Source organism: Streptomyces sp. NPDC021019, assembly GCF_044333295.1.
Classification (GTDB): domain Bacteria; phylum Actinomycetota; class Actinomycetes; order Streptomycetales; family Streptomycetaceae; genus Streptomyces.
This window is the reverse complement of the sequence record NZ_JBIRQR010000005.1, coordinates 274,381-293,066: the sequence shown is the minus strand read 5'-3', so window position 1 is coordinate 293,066 and position 18,686 is coordinate 274,381. Positions and strand designations below refer to the sequence as shown.

Below are 18,686 nucleotides of genomic sequence, written 5' to 3'. Positions count from 1 at the left end.
GCCGGTCAGCTTAGGCTCCCCTAAGTCGAAGTGGGCGATTCCGTCGGCCTGCCCGCCTTTCGCCATCAACCCCCACGCCTGACAGGCGACTTTCCCAGACGAACGGGAGTGACATGTCTCAGGTTCTTCCTGGCGACACACCACCGGTCCACGACCTCATCGGCATCGGCTTCGGCCCGTCGAATGTGGCCATGGCGATCGCGCTCAGCGAGCACAACAGCAAGGTCGGCAGGCAGGATTCGGTCACCGCCCGCTTCTTCGAGCAGCAGCCGAGCTTCGGCTGGCACCGCGGCATGCTCATCGACGACGCCACCATGCAGGTGTCCTTCCTCAAGGACCTGGTGACGCTCCGGAACCCGGCCAGCGAATTCAGCTTCCTCTGCTACCTGCAGAGCAAGGGCCGGCTGATCGACTTCATCAACCACAAGAACCTCTTCCCGCTGCGGGTGGAGTTCCACGACTACTTCGAGTGGGCCGCGGCCAAGGTCGACGACCTGGTCTCCTACGGCCACGAGGTCGTCGCCGTCGCACCGTTCGTGCACGACGGGACCGTGGAGTACCTCGACGTGACCGTCCGGTCCGGACAGGGGCTGGCTGTCCACCGGGCCCGCAACCTCGTCATCGGAACCGGGCTGCGCCCCCTCATGCCGGAGGGTGTGGAACGCGGCGAACGCGTCTGGCACAACTCGGACCTGCTGCGGAAGGTCGACGGCCTGGAGAACGCCTCGCCCTCGCGGTTCGTCGTCGTCGGCGCCGGCCAGAGTGCCGCCGAGAACGTCGCCTACCTGCACCGCCGTTTCCCGGACGCCGAGGTCTGCGCGGTCTTCTCCCGCTACGGCTACAGCCCCGCCGACGACAGCAGCTTCGCCAACCGGATCTTCGACCCCGACGCGGTCGACGACTACTTCGCCGCCCCCGAGGAGGTCAAGAGCCGGCTGATGGCCTACCACGGCAACACCAACTACTCCGTGGTGGACATCGACCTGATCGACGACCTCTACCGCCAGATGTACCGCGAGAAGGTGCTGGGCACCGAACGGCTGCGCTTCCTCAACGTGTCCCGGGTCACCGGAGTCGAGGAGAACGCCGACGGGGTCAGGGCGACCGTGAAATCCCTGGTGACCGACGAGGAGTCGGAACTGGACGCCGACGTCGTGGTGTTCGCCACGGGATACAGCCCCGCCGACCCGCTCGGCGTCCTCGGCGAGGTCGGAGCCCGCTGCCCGCGCGACGACGCCGGCCGCGTTCGGGTCGAGCGCGACTACCGGATCGTGACCGACCCCGGACTGCGCTGCGGCATCTACCTCCAGGGCGGTACGGAGCACACGCACGGCATCACCACCTCGCTGCTCTCCAACACCGCGATACGGGTCGGCGAGATCCTGGACTCCCTGCTCGACCGCCGGGTCAAGTCCACCTCCGACGAGTCCCGGCCCGCGGTGGAGGGGACCGGCGGCGCCACCCCGCGCTAGGGAGTGTCCGCGCTCCGGCCGGACGAGGCCTTGCGGACACGACCCAGGCCCTGTCGTCACAGTCCCGTCGTCCGCGGAGGGCGACCTGCCCGGCGGGCCCCGCGGGACCACTCCGATCAAAGGGATATCGTTCCTCGACATGTTCACGACTGAGGTGGAGCGTCCCGTGCCCGGGGGGACGACCGACACCCGCCGACGGCGGGTCATCGGGCTGGGCGTCCTCACGGCGGCCCTGGTGTTCGCGGCAGCGGTGTCCTTGGCCGTCGGGGCGCGCGCGTTGAGCCCCACCGAGGTCTGGCACGGTCTGTTCGCGGACCCCGAGCCCGACCAGAAGCTCACCGAGATCCGGCTCATCGTGCAGACCGTGCGCGTGCCCCGCACGGTCCTCGCGATCGTGGCGGGCCTGGCCCTGGGCGTGGGCGGTGCGCTGATCCAGGGGTACACGCGCAACCCGATCGCCGACACGGGACTGCTGGGCGTGAACGCCGGAGCCTCCTTCGCCGTGGTGGCGGTCATCGCCCTGTTCGGGTTCACCGACCCGTTCCAGTACGTCTGGTTCGCCTTCGTGGGCGCGGGGATCGCCGGCGTCGTCGTCTTCGGCCTGGCCAGCATCGGCCGGGGCGCGGGCAACCCCCTGACCCTCGCCCTGGCCGGACAGGGCGTCACGGTGTTCCTCGCGGCGATGACCACGGCGGTGGCCCTGTCCGACCAGAAGTCGTTGAACGCCCTGCGATTCTGGAACGCGGGTTCTGTCGCCGGCGTCGGCTTCGACGTCATCTGGCCGGTGACGGGGTTCATCGCCGTCGGGCTGCTCCTCGCGCTGATCACGCTGCCCTCCCTCAACCTGCTCAACCTGGGCGACGACGTGGCGCGCGGTCTGGGAGTGAACATCGCGGTGAGCCGGACCATCGGCATCGTCGCCGTCACGCTGCTGGCGGGGGCCGCCACGGCGGCCTGTGGACCCATCGCCTTCCTCGGGCTCATGGTGGCCCACGTGGCCCGCTATCTGACCGGCCCCGACTACCGCTGGCTGGTGCCGTACGCGGGGCTGCTCGGTGCCGGCGTGCTGCTGGTCTGCGACATCGTGGGCCGTCTGGTCGTGCGGCCGGGGGAGCTGGAGTCGGGCGTCGTCGTCGCCCTCCTCGGAGCGCCGTTCTTCGCGCTCCTGGTGTGGCGAGGAAAGTTCAGGAGCGCATGAGGCGGGTCCACGAGCACATGAGGGAAGTCCAGGAGCCCATGAGCGGAACCGAAGTGCGGGCGTCGATGCCGCCGGGCGTGCGGCTCGGCCAGGTGTCGTTCGTCTGGCGTCCCTGGCTCGTGCTGGTCACGCTGGTGCTCGCGGCGGCGGCCTTCCTGGTCTTCTGTCTCTCCATCGCCGTCGGTGACTTTCCCATCGGCCTCTCCCGGGTCATCGCCACCCTCTTCGGCCGGGGCGAACAGGTCGACGCGTTCGTGGTCATGGACCTCAGGATGCCCCGGGCGCTGGCCGGGCTCATCGTGGGCATCGCCCTGGGCGTCTCCGGGGCCATCACCCAGTCCGTGGCGCGCAATCCGCTCGCCAGCCCGGACATCCTGGGGATCACCACCGGAGCCGGCGCCGTCGCGGTGTTCCTGGTGACGGCGACGGGAGGAACCGCCGCGGCGATCGCCGGTGCGGTCGGGCTGTCCTCGGCGGCCCTCCTGGGCGGCCTCGGCACGGGGCTGCTGGTGTACTTCCTCGCCTGGCGACGGGGGATCGACGGGTTCCGGCTCATCCTCATCGGTATCTCCGTCACCGCGGCGATGCAGGCCGTCACGGTGTGGCTGCTGGCCTCCGCCGACATCCGGGATGTGGCGCGCGCCCAGGTATGGCTGATCGGCTCGCTGGACAACCGGAGCTGGGACGAGGTCCGGGTGGCGTTCTGGTGCACGCTCGTCCTGCTCGTCGTCGTGGCCGCGGTGGCCTTCCCGTTCAGGCCCATGCACCTCGGCGACGACGTCGCCGCCGGGCTGGGCGTACGGGTCGGGCGGGTTCGGGCCATCCTGCTGCTCTGTGCCGTCCTGCTGGCCGCGGTGGGGGTGAGCGCGGCGGGTCCGGTGCCGTTCGTCGCCCTGGTGGCACCACAGGTGGCGATGCGTCTGGCGCGGTGGCCCGCGCCGCCGTTGATCGCCTCCGGGCTGGTGGGCGCGCTGTTGCTGATCGGCTCGGACCTGGTCGCCCGCGCGGCGCTGCCGATCGGTCTGCCGGTCGGAGTGGTCACCGCGGTGATCGGGGGACCGTTCCTCGTCTACCTGTTGGTACGGGCGAACCTCCGGTAGATGGTAGAAGTAAGGCTGACCTCAACAAGGGGGGCTTGTGGCCGCTCAGTTCACCGCCCGGACCGAAGCGGGCGTCGAGGACGTCCCACGGCTGGCAGCCAGGGGCATCACCGTCGGATACGGCGACCGCACGGTCATCGACAGGCTCGACGTAACCGTTCCCCCGGGGGTGATCACCACGATCATCGGCCCCAACGGGTGCGGAAAGTCCACCCTGCTGCGGACCCTGAGCCGACTGCTCAAACCGGCCGGCGGTTCCGTCGTGCTGGACGGCGAGGACATCGGCAGGCTCCGTACCAGGGACGTGGCGAAGAAGCTCGGGCTGCTGCCGCAGGCGCCGGTGGCGCCGGAAGGGCTGACCGTCGCCGACCTCGTCGCCCGCGGACGCCACCCGCACCAGAGCTGGCTGCGGCAGTGGTCGTCGGACGACGCCGACGTCGTGCGGCGGGCGCTGGCCATGACCGGGGTGGCGGACCTGGCCGACCGGCCCGTCGACTCGCTCTCCGGCGGCCAGCGCCAGCGCGTGTGGATATCGATGACGCTGGCCCAGGGCACCGACCTGCTGCTGCTGGACGAGCCGACCACCTACCTGGACCTGGCCCACGCGATCGACGTACTCGACCTGGTCGACGATCTGCACGAGTCGGGCCGCACCGTGGTCATGGTCCTGCACGACCTGAATCTGGCCACGCGCTACAGCGACAACCTCGTCGTCATGCGGGCGGGAGCCGTCCTGGCGCAGGGACACCCCCGGGACGTGATCACCGCCGAGCTGCTCCACGAGGCGTTCGGGCTGCGGGCCGAGGTGATCGACGACCCGGTGGGGGACCGGCCGCTCATCGTGCCGATCGGCCGCACACACGTCCGAAGCGAACCGTGGAACGGGCCCGCACCGCAAGGCAACTGACCACTTGACGGACCCAACTCGGCATGGCCGGTGCAAAGTTATCCAGTTAGGCTAGGCTGACCTCACTTGCTCGGGGTACAGTCTGGCTGCCCTCGTACCGGGGCGCAGTGGACAGTGCGACAGCAAGGGATTTCGGATGTCTCTCCATCGAACGACGCTTGTGAAGCCGTGGCAGCGGCTGGCCGCGGCCGTTTCCGCCACGACCCTCGGCGTCGGTCTCCTCGCGGGATGCGGTACCGATTCGGCGGACGAGAAGAAGAACGACGACGCCCCTGCCGCCGCCGGGGGCGCGTTCCCCGTCACGGTGGAGCACGCGTTCGGATCCACCGAGGTCAGCAAGGCTCCCCAGCGGGTCGTCACCGTCGGCTACACCGACGACCAGGCCGTCCTGGCGTTCGGCGTCAAGCCGGTCGGCATGGTCGACCAGTACCCGAACCCGGCCGGGCAGACGCCCGACATCAACACGCAGTGGCCCTGGGTGAAGGACCAGTGGGGCGACACCCGCCCCGAGGTCGTCATGAAGAACGGTGACGCGGGCCCCAACTTCGAGAAGATCGCCTCCCTGCGGCCGGACCTGATCATCGCGGTCTACTCCGAGGTCGACAAGGCAGCCTACGAGAAGCTCTCCAGGATCGCCCCGACCGTGGGCCGCACCAAGGGTGAGAAGGAGCTCTTCAGCGCCCCGTGGCAGGACAACGCGGTGCACATCGCCAAGGCGCTCGGCAAGGAGAAGGAGGGCGCCGAACTGGTCAAGGGCATCCAGACCAAGCTGGACGCGGCCAAGAAGGCGCACCCCGAGTTCGGCGGACAGAAGGCCGTCGCCCTGTCCTGGTACAAGGACTCGATCTCCGCGTTCACCTCCACGGACGTGCGGGGCCGGCTCATCACGGGCACCGGATTCGGCTACCAGACCGAGATCGACAAGATCGCGGACGGCAAATTCTCCACCGAACTCTCGCCCGAGCGCATCGACCTCATCGACGTCGACCGGATCTTCGTCATCAACGACAAGGCCGACACGGACGCGCTGAAGAAGTTCGAGCTGTTCAACAACCTCCCGGCCGTCAAGAACGGCAAGGTCTCCTACCTGCTGGACAGCGAGGGACCGGCGATCGGTGCGGCGATGTCCCAGGGCACCCTGCTCTCCCTGCCGTACGCGATCGACGAACTCGTCGCCTCGGTCAAGTAACCATGACGATCCGACGCCCCCTCCCTCGGCGAGAACCGGTCTCCGGGTGACTACCACCAACCCCCCCCTCGCCGGGACGACCCTGCGCACGGCCACCGGACGCCAGGCCACCCGCTGGGTGGCCGAGCACTGCCGGCGGGCACCGTGGCTGACCGCCTCCACCGTGCTCACCACGGTCGCCGGGGCCGCGTTGCAGGTGCTCCCGGTGCTGCTCCTCGGCCGGGTCGTCGACGGGGTGGTCGGCGGCGGCTCACGCTCGATACTGCTCACCGTCGGCGTGCTGATGGCGGGTGCGGCGCTCCTCGGCGCGGCGGCCTCCGCGGCCTCCACGTACCTGATCGGGAGGCTCGGCGCCGAACTGCTCGCACGGCTCCGTGAGGAAGCCGTGCGAGCGGTTCTGGGGATGCCGAGCGCGCGCGTCGAGCAGGTGGGGCGGGGGGACGTGCTGTCCCGCGTCGGCGACGACGTGGCCGTGCTCTCCAAGGGCATCCGTACGGCCATCCCCACCGTGTTCTCGGCCGGAGTCCTGGTGGCCATCGCGACGATCGGCATGTTCGGTCTCGACTGGCGGCTCGGCCTGGCGGGAGCCGGCGCCCTGCCCGCCTACGCCCTGGCGCTCCGCTGGTACCTGCCCCGCTCGGCGCCGCTCTACCGCGAGCAGCGGGTGGCCCAGGCCGATCGCGCCCAGGCCCTGATCAGTGGACTGAACGGCATCGACACGGTTCGCGCCTACCGTATGGAGGACTCCGTACGGGAGAAGGTCACCAGCGAGTCGTGGCGGGTGCGGAACCTGGGCGTCGAGGTGTTCCGCTTCTTCGGACGGTTCGTCGGCCGGGAGAACCGGGCCGAGTTCATCGGCCTCGTCCTGATCCTGGTCGTCGGGTACGCCCTGCTGGAGGCGGACGCCGCCACCCTGGGCGAGGTGTCGGCCGCCCCGCTGATGTTCCACCGCCTGTTCACCCCGCTCGGCGCCATCATGTTCACCTTCGACGAGGCGCAGAAGTCCGGCGCGAGCCTCACCCGGCTGGTCGGCGTGTTCTCGGAGCCCTCCGAGAAACGGCTGGTGGGCGACGGCTCGGTTGCCGCGGCCGACAACGCGCCCCACCCCGTCACCGTGCGGGACCTGACGTTCACCTATCCCGGGGCCGAGGACCCGGTCCTGCGGGGCGTGTCCCTGACCATCCCGGCCGGGGGCTCCCTCGCCCTGGTCGGGGCGACGGGTGCCGGCAAATCGACCCTGGCCGCGCTGGTCGCCGGCATCGGGAGGCCCCAGGCCGGGTCGGTGCGCATCGGGACGCACGACCTCGCGGGGACGGACGAGGCAGGCGCGCGCGCCCTGGTGAGCATCCTGACCCAGGAGACCCATGTGTTCTCCGGCCCGCTCGCCGACGACCTGCGGCTCGCCGCACCCGACGCGAGCGACGACGAGCTGAGGGGCGCGCTGCGCACGGTCGGCGCCGGGGGATGGCTCGACCTGCTCCCCGACGGTCTGGCCACCCCGGTCGGCGAGGGCGGCGAACGCCTGGACGTCACCAAGGTCGCCCAGATCGCCCTGGCCCGGCTGGTGCTCAGCCGGTCACCCGTGGTCGTGCTCGACGAGTCGACCGCGGAGGCGGGCAGTGAGGGCGCGGCCGAGCTGGAACGCGCCGTGCTGGCCGCCTGTTCCGGCCGGACCACGCTGTTCGTGGCCCACCGGCTGACCCAGGCGATGGCGGCGGACCGGATCGCCGTGCTGGACGCGGGGCGCGTGGTGGAGGAGGGAACGCACAGCGAACTGGTCGAGCTGGGCGGCCAGTACGCCCGGTTGTGGCGTGCTTGGCGAGAGGGCAGTTGAGCGCATTCCGGCCGGGGGCCGGGTCAATTCGCATACGTCGGAAGGGTGCTGAGACTTCGATGTCCGAACCGAACGGTTCCCGCCTGGAGCTTTCCCCCACTCGGCTGGCCGCCGTACGCCGACGGCTCGGTGACTACAGCGACCGGACCATCGTCGAAGCGTGCACCGTCGCCCTCGCGTACTGGGCGACCGGCATCGGCCCTGACGGCATGGAACTGACACCCGCCACGCCCTTTCCCGACGTCCTCGGACGGATCCAGGGCGGAACCGGCGGAGCCGATGGAACCGGCGGAACCGATGGAACCGGTGGTCGACCCGTCGACGTCGAGCGCCTCGCCGTCACCGTGCCGACCGGGGTCGACCCGGCCGACGCCCAGCAGGCACTCGACGACCTGGCCGACTTCCCCGACCGGCCTCTCGGCACCATGGGCCCGTCCGGTCCCCGTGCCCGGGCCGAGGAACTGGCCCGGTGGAACGACACCCGGGCGGACCGGGACCGCCCGACCCTCATGGAGTTGTTCCGCGAGCAGGCGCGCCTGAGGCCGGACGCCGTCGCGATCGTCGACGAGCACCGATCGCTGACGTACCGCGAAACGGCGCGGCTGTCCGCCCAGTTGGCGCACCACCTGATCGAACGGGGGCTTGGCGCGGAACAGGTCGTCGGAATCTCGCTCGGCCGCTCCGCGGAGATGGTCGTCGGCCTCCTCGCCGTGCTCCGGGCGGGAGGCGCGTTCGTCCCCCTCGACCCCCAGTGGCCCGCCACCCGCAGGAACGTCGTCGTCGAGGACGCCTCGGTCGTGCTGCAGCTCAACTCCACGGGCAAGACCGACGCGGGGGAACCGGACGCCGTCTCCGTCGACCTCGGCGACTGGAAGTACGGGGCCCACCCCGGGGACGCGCCCGACGTGAGCGTCCCCGGCGCCTCACTGGCCTATGTGATCTTCACGTCCGGATCCACCGGACGGCCCAAGGGCGCCATGATCCGCCACGAGGCGATCAGCGAACGCCTGTTGTGGCAGTCCGCCGAGATCCTTCACTTCGGCCATGACGACGCGTCGCTCTTCAAGGCCCCGCTCTCCTTCGACATCTCCGTCAACGAGATCTTCCTGCCGCTGGTCACCGGCGGCCGTCTCGTGATCCTGCGGCCCGGCGGCGAACGCGACCCGCACCACCTGCTCGCCGTCATCGCCGAGCAGCGCGTCACCTTCACCTACCTGGTCTCGTCCATGCTGGACGTCCTCCTGGAGATCGCGGGCGACTCCGGCCGCCTCGACTGCCTGCGGCACGTCTGGTGCGGCGGCGAGGTCCTCACCCCGGAGCTGTACGAGCGGTTCCGCGACCGCCTCGACATTCCCCTCTACCACGGCTACGGCCCCGCCGAGACGACCATCGGCGTCTCCCACGTCATCTACCGGGGAGCCGCGGAACGACTGTCGACCTCCATCGGCAGGGCCAACCCCAACACCCAGCTGTACGTGCTCGACGACGAGCTGCGGCCCGTGCCGGTCGGCGTCGGCGGCGAGCTGTACGTCGGAGGACTCCTCCTGGGGCGCGGATACGTGGGCGCGCCGGGCCTCACCGCCTCCCGCTTCGTGGCCAACCCCTTCGCCTCGGACGGTTCCCGGCTCTACCGGACGGGCGACCTGGCGCGGTACGCCCCCGACGGTTCGCTGGACTTCCTGGGCCGCGCCGACAACCAGGTCAAGATCCGCGGCATGCGGCTGGAGATCGAGGACGTCGAGGCATCCCTCGCCGAGCACCCCGGCGTACGGCACACCTGTGTCGTCGCGAGGAAGAACACGGTCGGCGGCACCTACCTGATCGGATACGTCATCCCGTCCGGCGGCCACCAGGGCCTGAGCGCGGACGACGTCAAGGAATGGGCCACGGCCAACATGGTCGAGTACATGGTGCCCGCCCACCTCGTCGTCCTGACGGAGTTCCCGCTCACCGCGAACGGCAAGCTCGACCGGAAGGCGCTGCCGGAACCCGCCGTGGGCGCCGGAGCCCCCGTGGCGCCCGCCACCGAGAACGAGCGCCTGGTCTGCGAGGCGGTCGCACGGGTGCTGCGGCTGGACAGCGTCGGCGCGGACGAGGACTTCTTCCAGCTCGGCGGAGACAGCATCCTGGCGATCTCCCTCCTCAGCGCCCTGCGCGAGGTCGGCCTCCACGTCAGCGCGCGACAGATCTTCACCAACACCGTCGTCGGGGCGCTGGCGGCAGTGGCGAGCGCCGAGTCCGTCGCCGCCGTCGACCACGCTGACGTCCCGACCGGCACCGTCGCCGGTTCGCCCATCGTGCGGTGGCTGGGCGAGACCACGGACGCGATCGACGGCTTCGTGCAGTCGGTCGTCCTCAACGCCCCGGAGGAGCTGACCGCCGACGCCCTCGACGACATCCTCGCCGCCGTGCTCGCCCGGCACGACATGCTCCGCGCCCGGCTCGTACGTGGCGAGCGCTGGAGCTTCGACATCCCGCCGGCCGGCAAGACCGCACCCTGCTGGGAGGAGAGCGACGCCCCGCCGGCGGAGTGCGTCGCCCTCGCCACCGACGCGCTAGACCCGGACAACGGCGTCATGCTCCGCGCCGTCTGGCGCCGCGAGGCACGCCAACTCGTGCTGGTCGCCCACCACGTGGTGATCGACGGAGTGTCCTGGCGCATTCTGATGGACGACCTGGCCACGGCCTGGCGTCAGCACTCCACCGGCGCACCCGTCGACCTGCCCCCGGTCGGCACGTCCTTCCGGCGCTGGACCCAGCTGCTGGGCCGCACGTCGTTCGACACCGACCGCGAGCACTACGCCACGCAGCTGCCCACCGCCGACGCGCCCATCGGCAGGCGGGCGCTCACCGAGGCCGACACCGTGGCACGGGAGCGGAGCCGAGCCGTCTCCGTCGGACCCGGGACCACGGCCGCACTGCTGGGCGAGATCCCCGCGAAGTTCCACGCCGGCGTCAACGACGTCCTGCTGACCGCCCTCGCCGTCGCCCTCGCCCGCCTGCGCCATGACCGGGGGCAGGACCAGACGTTCGCCCACATCGAGCTGGAAGGACACGGCCGCGAGGGGCGCTTCGTCGCGCCCACGGCCGGCTTCGAGCCCGAACTGTCGCGCACCGTAGGCTGGTTCACCACCCTTTACCCGGTCGTCGTGGATCCCGGAGCGGCGCCCGATCCCACCGCGCCCGCCTACCTCGCCGCGGCCCTCAAGGCGGTCAAGGAGGACCTCGCCCGCGTACCGAGCAACGGCGTCTCCTACGGCGCCCTGCGCCATCTCGCCGGCGCCGTCCCGGCCGGCCCCGCGCCGCAGGTGCTCTTCAACTACCTGGGCCGCTTCGACGCCGGTACCTCCGGCGACTGGCAACTCAGCAGCACCACAGAACAGTTGGGCGAGAAGCGCGACCCGTCGATGCGGCTGCCGCGCGCCCTGGAGTTCAACGCGATCGCCGAACCCGACGCGAGCGGCGCGTACGAACTGGTCACCACCATCTCCTGGCCCGAAGGCGTCTTCACCGAGGAGGACATCACCGCCCTCGGCGACCACTTCCGCTCCGCCCTCACCTCACTCGCCGCGCTGGAAGTCGGTGGTCACACGCCCAGCGACTTCCCGCTGGTGCCGCTGACCCAGGCCGACGTCGACGCACTGGACGGCCCGGCGCTCCACGACGTCCTGCCGCTGACCCCGCTGCAGGAGGGCCTCTACTTCCACACCGTCTACGACGACGACACCCCGGGCGCGTACGTCGAGCAGCAGGTGCTGACCCTGGACGGCGACGTGGACGCCGACCGCCTCGCCGCGGCCGCCACCCGGCTGCTCGCCCTCTATCCCAACCTGGCCGCCCGCTTCACGGCCCTCGCCGACGGCAGGGTCGTCTCCGTCGTCGAGCGTGGCAGGACCGCGCCCTTCGTCACCCTGGTCCGCCCCGACCTCACCGACGAGGAGATCCGCGACCTCGCCGAGCAGGACCGCAGGGCCGGGTTCGACCTCGCCGCCGGGCCGCTGATGCGGTACACGCTCATCCGCGCCGGCGCCCGGCGCCCCGTCCTGGTGCAGACCGTGCACCACATCATCGCCGACGGCTGGTCGGTGCCGCCGATGCTGCGCACCCTGCTGGCCGAGTACCACGCGCCGGGATCGGTGTACCCGACCGGCGGCTACCGCGACTACGTGGACTGGCTCTCCGGACGTGACCAGGGCGAGAGCGACCGGGTGTGGCGCGAGGAGCTCGCCGGACTGCCGGGCCCCTGCCTGGTCGCCGAGGGGCACTCCCCCTCCCAGCGGTTCGCCGACGTCTCGGCCGAACCCGCCGACGACATCGACGCGGCCGCACGCTCGGCCGGAGTGCCCCTGAGCGTGGCCGTGCACAGCGCCTGGGCGGTGACCCTCGGAACCGTCCTGCACAGCAGGGACGTCGTCTTCGGCTCCACCGTCTCCGGACGCGACGCCGAGCTCCCCGGCATCCGGGACATGGTCGGCCTCTTCATCAACACCATTCCCGTGCGTGCCCGTTGGGCCCCGAACGACACGGCGTACGACCTGCTCGACGCGGTGAAGCGGCATCAGGGCGTCGTCCTGGCACACCAGCACGTCTCCCTCGCCCGGATCGGCCGGCTGAACGGCGCGGGCTCGCTCTTCGACACCCTGGTCGTCTTCGACATCGCGACCGACGTGGCCGACCTGCGCCGACCGGACGACACCCTCACCATCGCCGCCGTCGTCAACGAGGGAGCGCCGCACTACCCGTTGACACTCGTCGTCGAACGCGCACCGGACGGCCGCTCGCGCTTCAACCTGATCTACGACGGCGATCTCCTGCGCCCCGATGGCGCCGGGGCGATCCTGGCCGCCTTCACCCGGAACCTCACCGAACTGCTCGGCCGCCCGGACGACCCGGTCGACCTGCTGGTCACCACGCCCGGCAGTGCCCCGGCCCGCGCGGCGGCGACGACCCTGGTCGAGATGTTCGACGCCGCCGCCCTCGGAGACCCGGCGGCCACCGCCGTCACCCAGTGCGCGCTGGACGGTGCCACCCGCTCCCTCACCTACGGCGAACTCGCCTTCGGCAAAAACGAGTTGGCCGCCGCACTGCGCGCGGCCGGGGTCGGGCCGGGGCACCGGGTCGCCGTCGCCGTTCCGCGATCGCTGGAACAGGTCATCGCCCTGGTCGCCGTCGTCACCGCCGGAGGGGCCTACGTACCTCTGGACCTGGCCTATCCGGACGAGCGGCTGGAGTACATCCTCGCCGACGCCGCCCCGCAGGTCGTCCTCGTGGACCGGGAGCAGCAGGGCCGCTTCACCCGGTTGCTGGACCGGGCGGGCGTGCGGGCCCGGGTGCTCGTCCAGGGCGACGAGCACCCCCTGGACACCGACCTCCCGGCCGTCGCTCCCCAGGACCCCGCCTATGTCATCTACACCTCCGGCTCGACCGGGCGGCCCAAGGGCGTCGTCGTCCCGCACCGCGCGGTGACGACACTCCTCGCCAACACCTGCCCGGACATGGGCTTCGGACCCCACGACGTGTGGGTCCAGTTCCACTCCTTCTCCTTCGACTTCGCCGTCTGGGAGCTGTGGGGCGCACTCGCCCACGGCGGCGAACTGCTGGTCCCGGAGTACGCGCTGACCCGCTCGCCGGTCGACTTCCACCGGCTGGTCCGGCAACGCGGTGTGACCGTGCTCAACCAGACGCCGTCCGCCTTCTACCGGTTCATCGAGGCCGACCTGCACGCGGAGGAGCCGGTCACGACGGTGCGCCGCATCGTCTTCGGCGGCGAGGCGCTCGACCTCGCGCGGCTGCGCGGCTGGGTCGAGCGGCACGGTACGGGTTCGCCCGAGCTGGTCAACATGTACGGCATCACCGAGACCACCGTCCATGTCACCCACCGGGTGCTGACGGACGAGGACTTCACCCCGGGCGCCGACGTCAGCCCCATCGGCGCGCCGATCCCCGGACTGACCACCCACCTGCTCGACGACCGGCTTCGGCCGGTGCCGCCGGGCCGGGTCGGCGCCATCTACGTCGCGGGCGACCAGGTGTCCCTCGGCTATCTGGGGCGCCCCGGGCTCACCGCCGCGCGGTTCGTGGCCAACCCGTTCGCCTCCGACGGCTCCCGCATGTACCACACGGGTGACCTGGCCCGCCGGACGCTCGACGGCGAGCTGGAGTTCGCCGGACGCGCCGACGAGCAGGTGCAGGTGAAGGGGTTCCGGATCGAGCCGGGCGAAGTGGAGGGCGCGATCCGGGAGCTCGACGGCGTCGTCGACGTGGCCGTCACCGTGGCGGACGACGGCGACCACCTGGTCGCCCATGTCGTCGGCGAGCCGCCCGCGGACCTCACCGGCCTGCTCGCCGCCAAGCTGCCCGCGCACATGGTGCCGGGCCTGGTGCTGCCGGTGGACGCGTTGCCGCTGACCGTCAACGGCAAGCTGGACCGCAAGGCGCTGACCGAACGGGCCGCACAGCAGCCCGCCCCGCCGCGGGAGGCCCCGCGGACCACCGGCGACCGTGCGCTCAGCGCCCTGACCGGCATCTTCGCCGAGGCGCTCCCCGGTGCGACCGTGGACGCCGACACCGACTTCTTCGGCGCCGGGGGCGACAGCATCGTCGCCATCACCGTGATCAACCGGGCCCGGGCGCTCGGCCTGTCGATCGCCCCCCGGGACGTCTTCCTCTTCAGGACGCCCCGCGCCCTCGCCGGCCACCTGGCCGAGCGCACCCCGCGGGCCGTGCCGTCGCCGACTTCCCGCCGCGAGGACGGACCGCTGCCGCTCACGCCGATCATCCTGCGCCGGCGGGAGCTGGCCGCGCCGCTCTCCGGCTTCGCCCAGGCCCGGTCGGTGGCCGTCCCCGAAGACATCCGCCTCGACGACATCCGGCGCGCCGCGAACGCCCTCGTCGCCGCACACCCGGCCCTGCGCCTGCGGCTGCGCGTCGAGCACGGCGTGTGGGCCCTGCGCACCGAACCCGCCCGCGAGATCGGCGTCGGCACCCCGGACGCCCTCGACGCCACGACCGCGGCGAACGAGGCCGCCGGCCGGCTCGACCCGGAGACCGGGGACGTCGTCGCGTTCTCCTGGCTCGCGGCGAGCCGCACCCTGGTCGTCACCGTCCACCACATCGCCGTGGACACGGTGTCCTGGCTGATCCTCCTCGACGACCTGGCCACCGCCCTGACCGGGGCGGACCTGCCGGAGCCGACCACCTCCTACGCCGCCTACGCCGAAGCGCTCGCCGTGCGGGCCGCCGAGCAGACCGACGACGTCGGCCACTGGATCACCGCCCTCCGGGCCCCGGCCCTGCTGCCCACGGTCCAGGGCCTTCGCGCAAGGACGGCCGTCCTCCCGTCCGGAGCGAGCGACCGGGTGACCCGCGGTGCACCCGGCGCGCTCGGTATCGAGCTCACCGAGCTGCTGGTCGGAGCCCTGCGCGCCGCGCTGACCCGGATCCAGACCGTGCCCACCGACCTCGCCGTCGAGCTGGAGCGACACGGCCGGGTCCCGGCCGCGGAACACCACGACTACTCCCGTACGGTCGGCTGGTTCACCTCCATCGCCCCCGTACGCCTCACCGCCCACACCGATCCCGTCGCCTCCGCCCGCGAGATCGCCGAACGCCGCCCCGACGAGGACGGGCACGTCGCCTACGGCCGTCTCAGGTACCTCAACCCGCAGACGGCCACGCTCCTCACCGCGCAGCCGCAGGTCCTCTTCAACTACCTCGGCCGGGGCAACGAGTCGGACGCCCTGCGGATCACCGCGGGCGACCTGAACAGCCCGTACGCCGTCGAGGTCAACGCCTGGACGGACGAGGTCACCGGCTGCCTCCACGCGGCCTTCATCCTCGCCGATGGCATACCGGACGCGATCACCGAGCACTGGCTCGCCGCCCTGGAACAGATCGCGAACGCGTCCGAGAGCGCCGAGCGCACCGCACCGGTCACCCCGCTCCAGCGGGGCCTGTACTTCCAGGCCCAGATGGCGGGCGCGGCGGGGCACTACGTCGCCCAGAGCTACTTCACCTTCGACCGGCGCCTGGACACCGACGCGCTGGCCGAGGCGATGGCCTACGTGATCGGGCGCCACCCCGTCGTCGGCGCCGGTTTCACCACCGACGACGACGGAAGTCCGGTCCAGGTCCTCAAGGCGGGCCGACGGGTCGCCGTCCGCGCCGTCGCGCTGACGACGGAGGCCGAGGTCGAGGCCCTGCGCACCCGGGACCGCGCGCAGGGCTTCGACCCGGGGGAGCCACCGCTCGTCCGGATGACCGTCGTGCGGATGCCCGACGACCGCGACGGCCTGCTGCTCAGCTACCACCTCCTGCTCTGGGACGGCTGGTCCCGCGAGATCCTGCTGCGCGACCTGTTCGACGCGTACGAGGCCGTGGTGGCGGGCCGGCCGTGGGACGCGACGCCGGCCGTGCCGGGCTTCGAGGAGTACGCCCGGACGCTCGCCGCGAAGGACCCGGCCGTCTCGGAGCGCTTCTGGACCGAGCACCTGGCAGGACTGCCGGGACCGACGCTGCTCGCCGGACCGGACCCGCAGCTCGTCGAGGAGCTGCCGCAGCCGCTCGTGCACACCCTGACCGACGAGTTGTCGGAGCTGCTGCGCGAAACGGCGCGGACCCGGGGCGTCACACTGAACTCGGTGCTGACCGGCGCCTTCGGCCTCTTCCTCGGAGCCCGTACGGGCCGCGGCGACGCCGTCTTCGGCGTGACCGTCTCGGGCCGCGAGGGCGAGGGACACGGCGACATCGTCGGCGTCCTGCTCAACACCGTCCCTCTGTGGACCCGGGCCCGGCCCGGCGATTCGGTCGACGCGTATCTCTCGTCCGTGCAGGCGGCGCGCGTGGCGGCGATGGACCACGAGCACCTGGGGCTCGGCGAGATCCAGCGGGCCGGCGGGCACGACACCCTGTTCGACAACCTGTTCGTGCTCCAGAACTTCCTGGACCTGGACGCCTTCGCGGAGATGAACACCCGCCACGGCATCACCTCGGTCCGGGCGGACGACTCCACGCACTACCCGTACACCTGGGTCGTCACGCCCGGCGACCGGCTCACGGTCAAGCTGGAGCACCGCCACGGAGACACCGACAGCGCCCGCCGTCTCCTGGAGGACTACCTGCGCGTCCTGGAGGACATCGCGCGGGCCACCGGACCGGTGGGCGCGCTGCGCGGCCCGGGCCCGGCCCCCGAACCCGCCGGGCGCACCGAGGTCGGCACGGACACCGTCGTCGACCGCTTCGACCTGGCGGCCGGGCGCGATCCGGAGCGCATCGCGCTCGTGGCCGACGGCACCACGATGACCTTCGCCGAACTCCGGGAGCGCAGCCGGGCCGTGGCCGGCGTCCTCGCCCGGCGCGGCATCGGACCCGAGACGACCGTGGGCCTGGCGATCCCGCGCTCCCTCGACTGGATCGCGGCACTGTTCGCGGTGCTGCGCGTCGGGGCCGCGTACGTGCCGCTGGAGCTGGACCACCCGGACGAGCGGATCGCGGCCATCGTCGAGGATGCCCGCCCCGAGGTGATCCTCACCGTGAGCGCGGTCGCGCCCCGGCTGGACGGCGAACTGATCGAACTGGACCGCCCGTTGCCGGAGGCCGAGCCGTACACGACGTTCGCGCCGGACGATCCGGACCGCCTGCGCCACCCCGCGTACACGATCTACACCTCCGGCTCGACCGGGAAGCCCAAGGGCGTCGTGACCGAATACGCCGGCCTCACCAACATGCTGATCAACCATCAGCGCCGGATCTTCGAGCCCGTGCTCGCCGAACACGATCACCGGGTCTTCCGCATCGCACACACGGTGTCCTTCGCGTTCGACATGTCGTGGGAGGAGCTGCTGTGGCTCGCCGACGGCCACGAAGTCCACATCTGTGACGAGGAGTTGCGTCGTGACGCCCCCCGACTGGTCGCGTACTGCGTCGAGCACGGCATCGACGTCGTCAACGTGACCCCCACCTATGCCCAGCAGTTGGTCGCCGAGGGGCTGCTGGAGGACCCGGAGAGGCGGCCCGCCCTGGTGCTGCTGGGCGGTGAGGCCGTCACCCCGACGCTGTGGCGACGGCTCGCGGAGACCGAGGGCACGGTCGGCTACAACCTGTACGGGCCCACCGAATACACCATCAACACCCTCGGCGTCGGCACCTTCGAATGCCAGGACCCGGTGGTCGGCGTGGCCATCGACAACACCGACGTCTACGTCCTGGACCCGTGGCTGCGCCCGCTGCCCGCCGGAGTGCCCGGCGAGCTGTACGTGGCGGGCATCGGCATCGCCCGCGGCTACCTGGGGCAGAGCGCCCAGACCGCACACCGCTTCGTCGCCTGCCCCTTCGGCCGCCCGGGGGAGCGCATGTACCGCACCGGGGACCTGGTGGTCCGCCGGTCCGACGGGAACATCTCCTACCTGGGCCGCACCGACCAGCAGGTCAAGATCCGCGGCCACCGGGTCGAACTCGGCGAGGTCGAGGCCGTGTTCGCGGCCCACCCGGCGGTACGCTTCGTCGCGGCCCTCGCCCAGCCCGACCCGCAGGTGGACGGCGCCCACCGGCTGGCCGCCTATCTGGTCCTCGCCGACTCCGCGGACCTGGCGCAGGTCGCCGACGAGGTGGGTGCCCGGCTGCCCGACTTCCTGCGCCCCACGCACTTCGCCGAGGTCGACCGCATCCCGCTCACGGTGAACGGGAAGGCCGACACCAAGGCGCTGCCGGAGGCCAGGCCCCTGGGCGCGCTGACCACGGCGGGGGAGCGCGGCCCGGAGACCGGGACGGAGAGCACCGTCTGCGAGTTCTTCGCCGAGGCGCTCGACCTCGACGACGACGAGGTCAGCGCGGTCAGCGACTTCGTCTCCCTCGGCGGGCACTCCATGCTGGCGGTGCGGCTGATCGGGCTCCTCCGCCGCGAGTACGGTCCTGTCATCACCATCCGCGACCTGTTCACCCTGCGAACCCCGGAAGGGATCGCCCGCCACCTCGATGAGAACTCCTGAA

At 71.6% G+C, this 18,686-nt stretch carries 7 protein-coding genes; all 7 read left to right on the top strand.

Annotated elements, in window-relative coordinates; all coding sequences use genetic code 11:
- The first annotated feature begins 113 nt into the window (after nt 1–113).
- The 7 genes from ACH4RG_RS26320 (at nt 114) to ACH4RG_RS26290 (ending at nt 18,685) form a co-directional block, all read left to right on the top strand.
- Nucleotides 114–1,472: a lysine N(6)-hydroxylase/L-ornithine N(5)-oxygenase family protein gene (locus ACH4RG_RS26320; RefSeq protein WP_397924667.1), complete on the top strand. Its 1,359-nt coding sequence runs from the start codon at nt 114–116 to the stop codon at nt 1,470–1,472.
- Nucleotides 1,473–1,611: 139 nt separating this feature from the next.
- On the top strand, nt 1,612–2,670 hold the full coding sequence (locus ACH4RG_RS26315) for a FecCD family ABC transporter permease (RefSeq protein WP_397924669.1): 1,059 nt from the start codon (nt 1,612–1,614) through the stop codon (nt 2,668–2,670).
- 38 nt (nt 2,671–2,708) lie between these two features.
- Nucleotides 2,709–3,770 (top strand): FecCD family ABC transporter permease, encoded by a 1,062-nt coding sequence (locus ACH4RG_RS26310; protein ID WP_397924671.1) that lies wholly within the window; start codon nt 2,709–2,711, stop codon nt 3,768–3,770.
- Between the two features lie 37 nt (nt 3,771–3,807).
- On the top strand, nt 3,808–4,677 hold the full coding sequence (locus ACH4RG_RS26305) for an ABC transporter ATP-binding protein (protein ID WP_397931757.1): 870 nt from the start codon (nt 3,808–3,810) through the stop codon (nt 4,675–4,677).
- Between the two features lie 136 nt (nt 4,678–4,813).
- Entirely contained in the window at nt 4,814–5,866 is a 1,053-nt protein-coding gene (locus tag ACH4RG_RS26300) for an iron-siderophore ABC transporter substrate-binding protein (RefSeq protein WP_397924675.1), read from the top strand.
- Nucleotides 5,867–5,912: 46 nt separating this feature from the next.
- Nucleotides 5,913–7,700 (top strand): ABC transporter ATP-binding protein, encoded by a 1,788-nt coding sequence (locus ACH4RG_RS26295; RefSeq protein ID WP_398540352.1) that lies wholly within the window; start codon nt 5,913–5,915, stop codon nt 7,698–7,700.
- 59 nt (nt 7,701–7,759) lie between these two features.
- Nucleotides 7,760–18,685 carry an amino acid adenylation domain-containing protein gene (locus tag ACH4RG_RS26290; protein WP_398540351.1) on the top strand — a complete coding sequence of 3,642 codons (10,926 nt, stop codon included), beginning with the start codon at nt 7,760–7,762 and terminating at the stop codon, nt 18,683–18,685.
- Nucleotide 18,686: the final 1 nt, after the last annotated feature.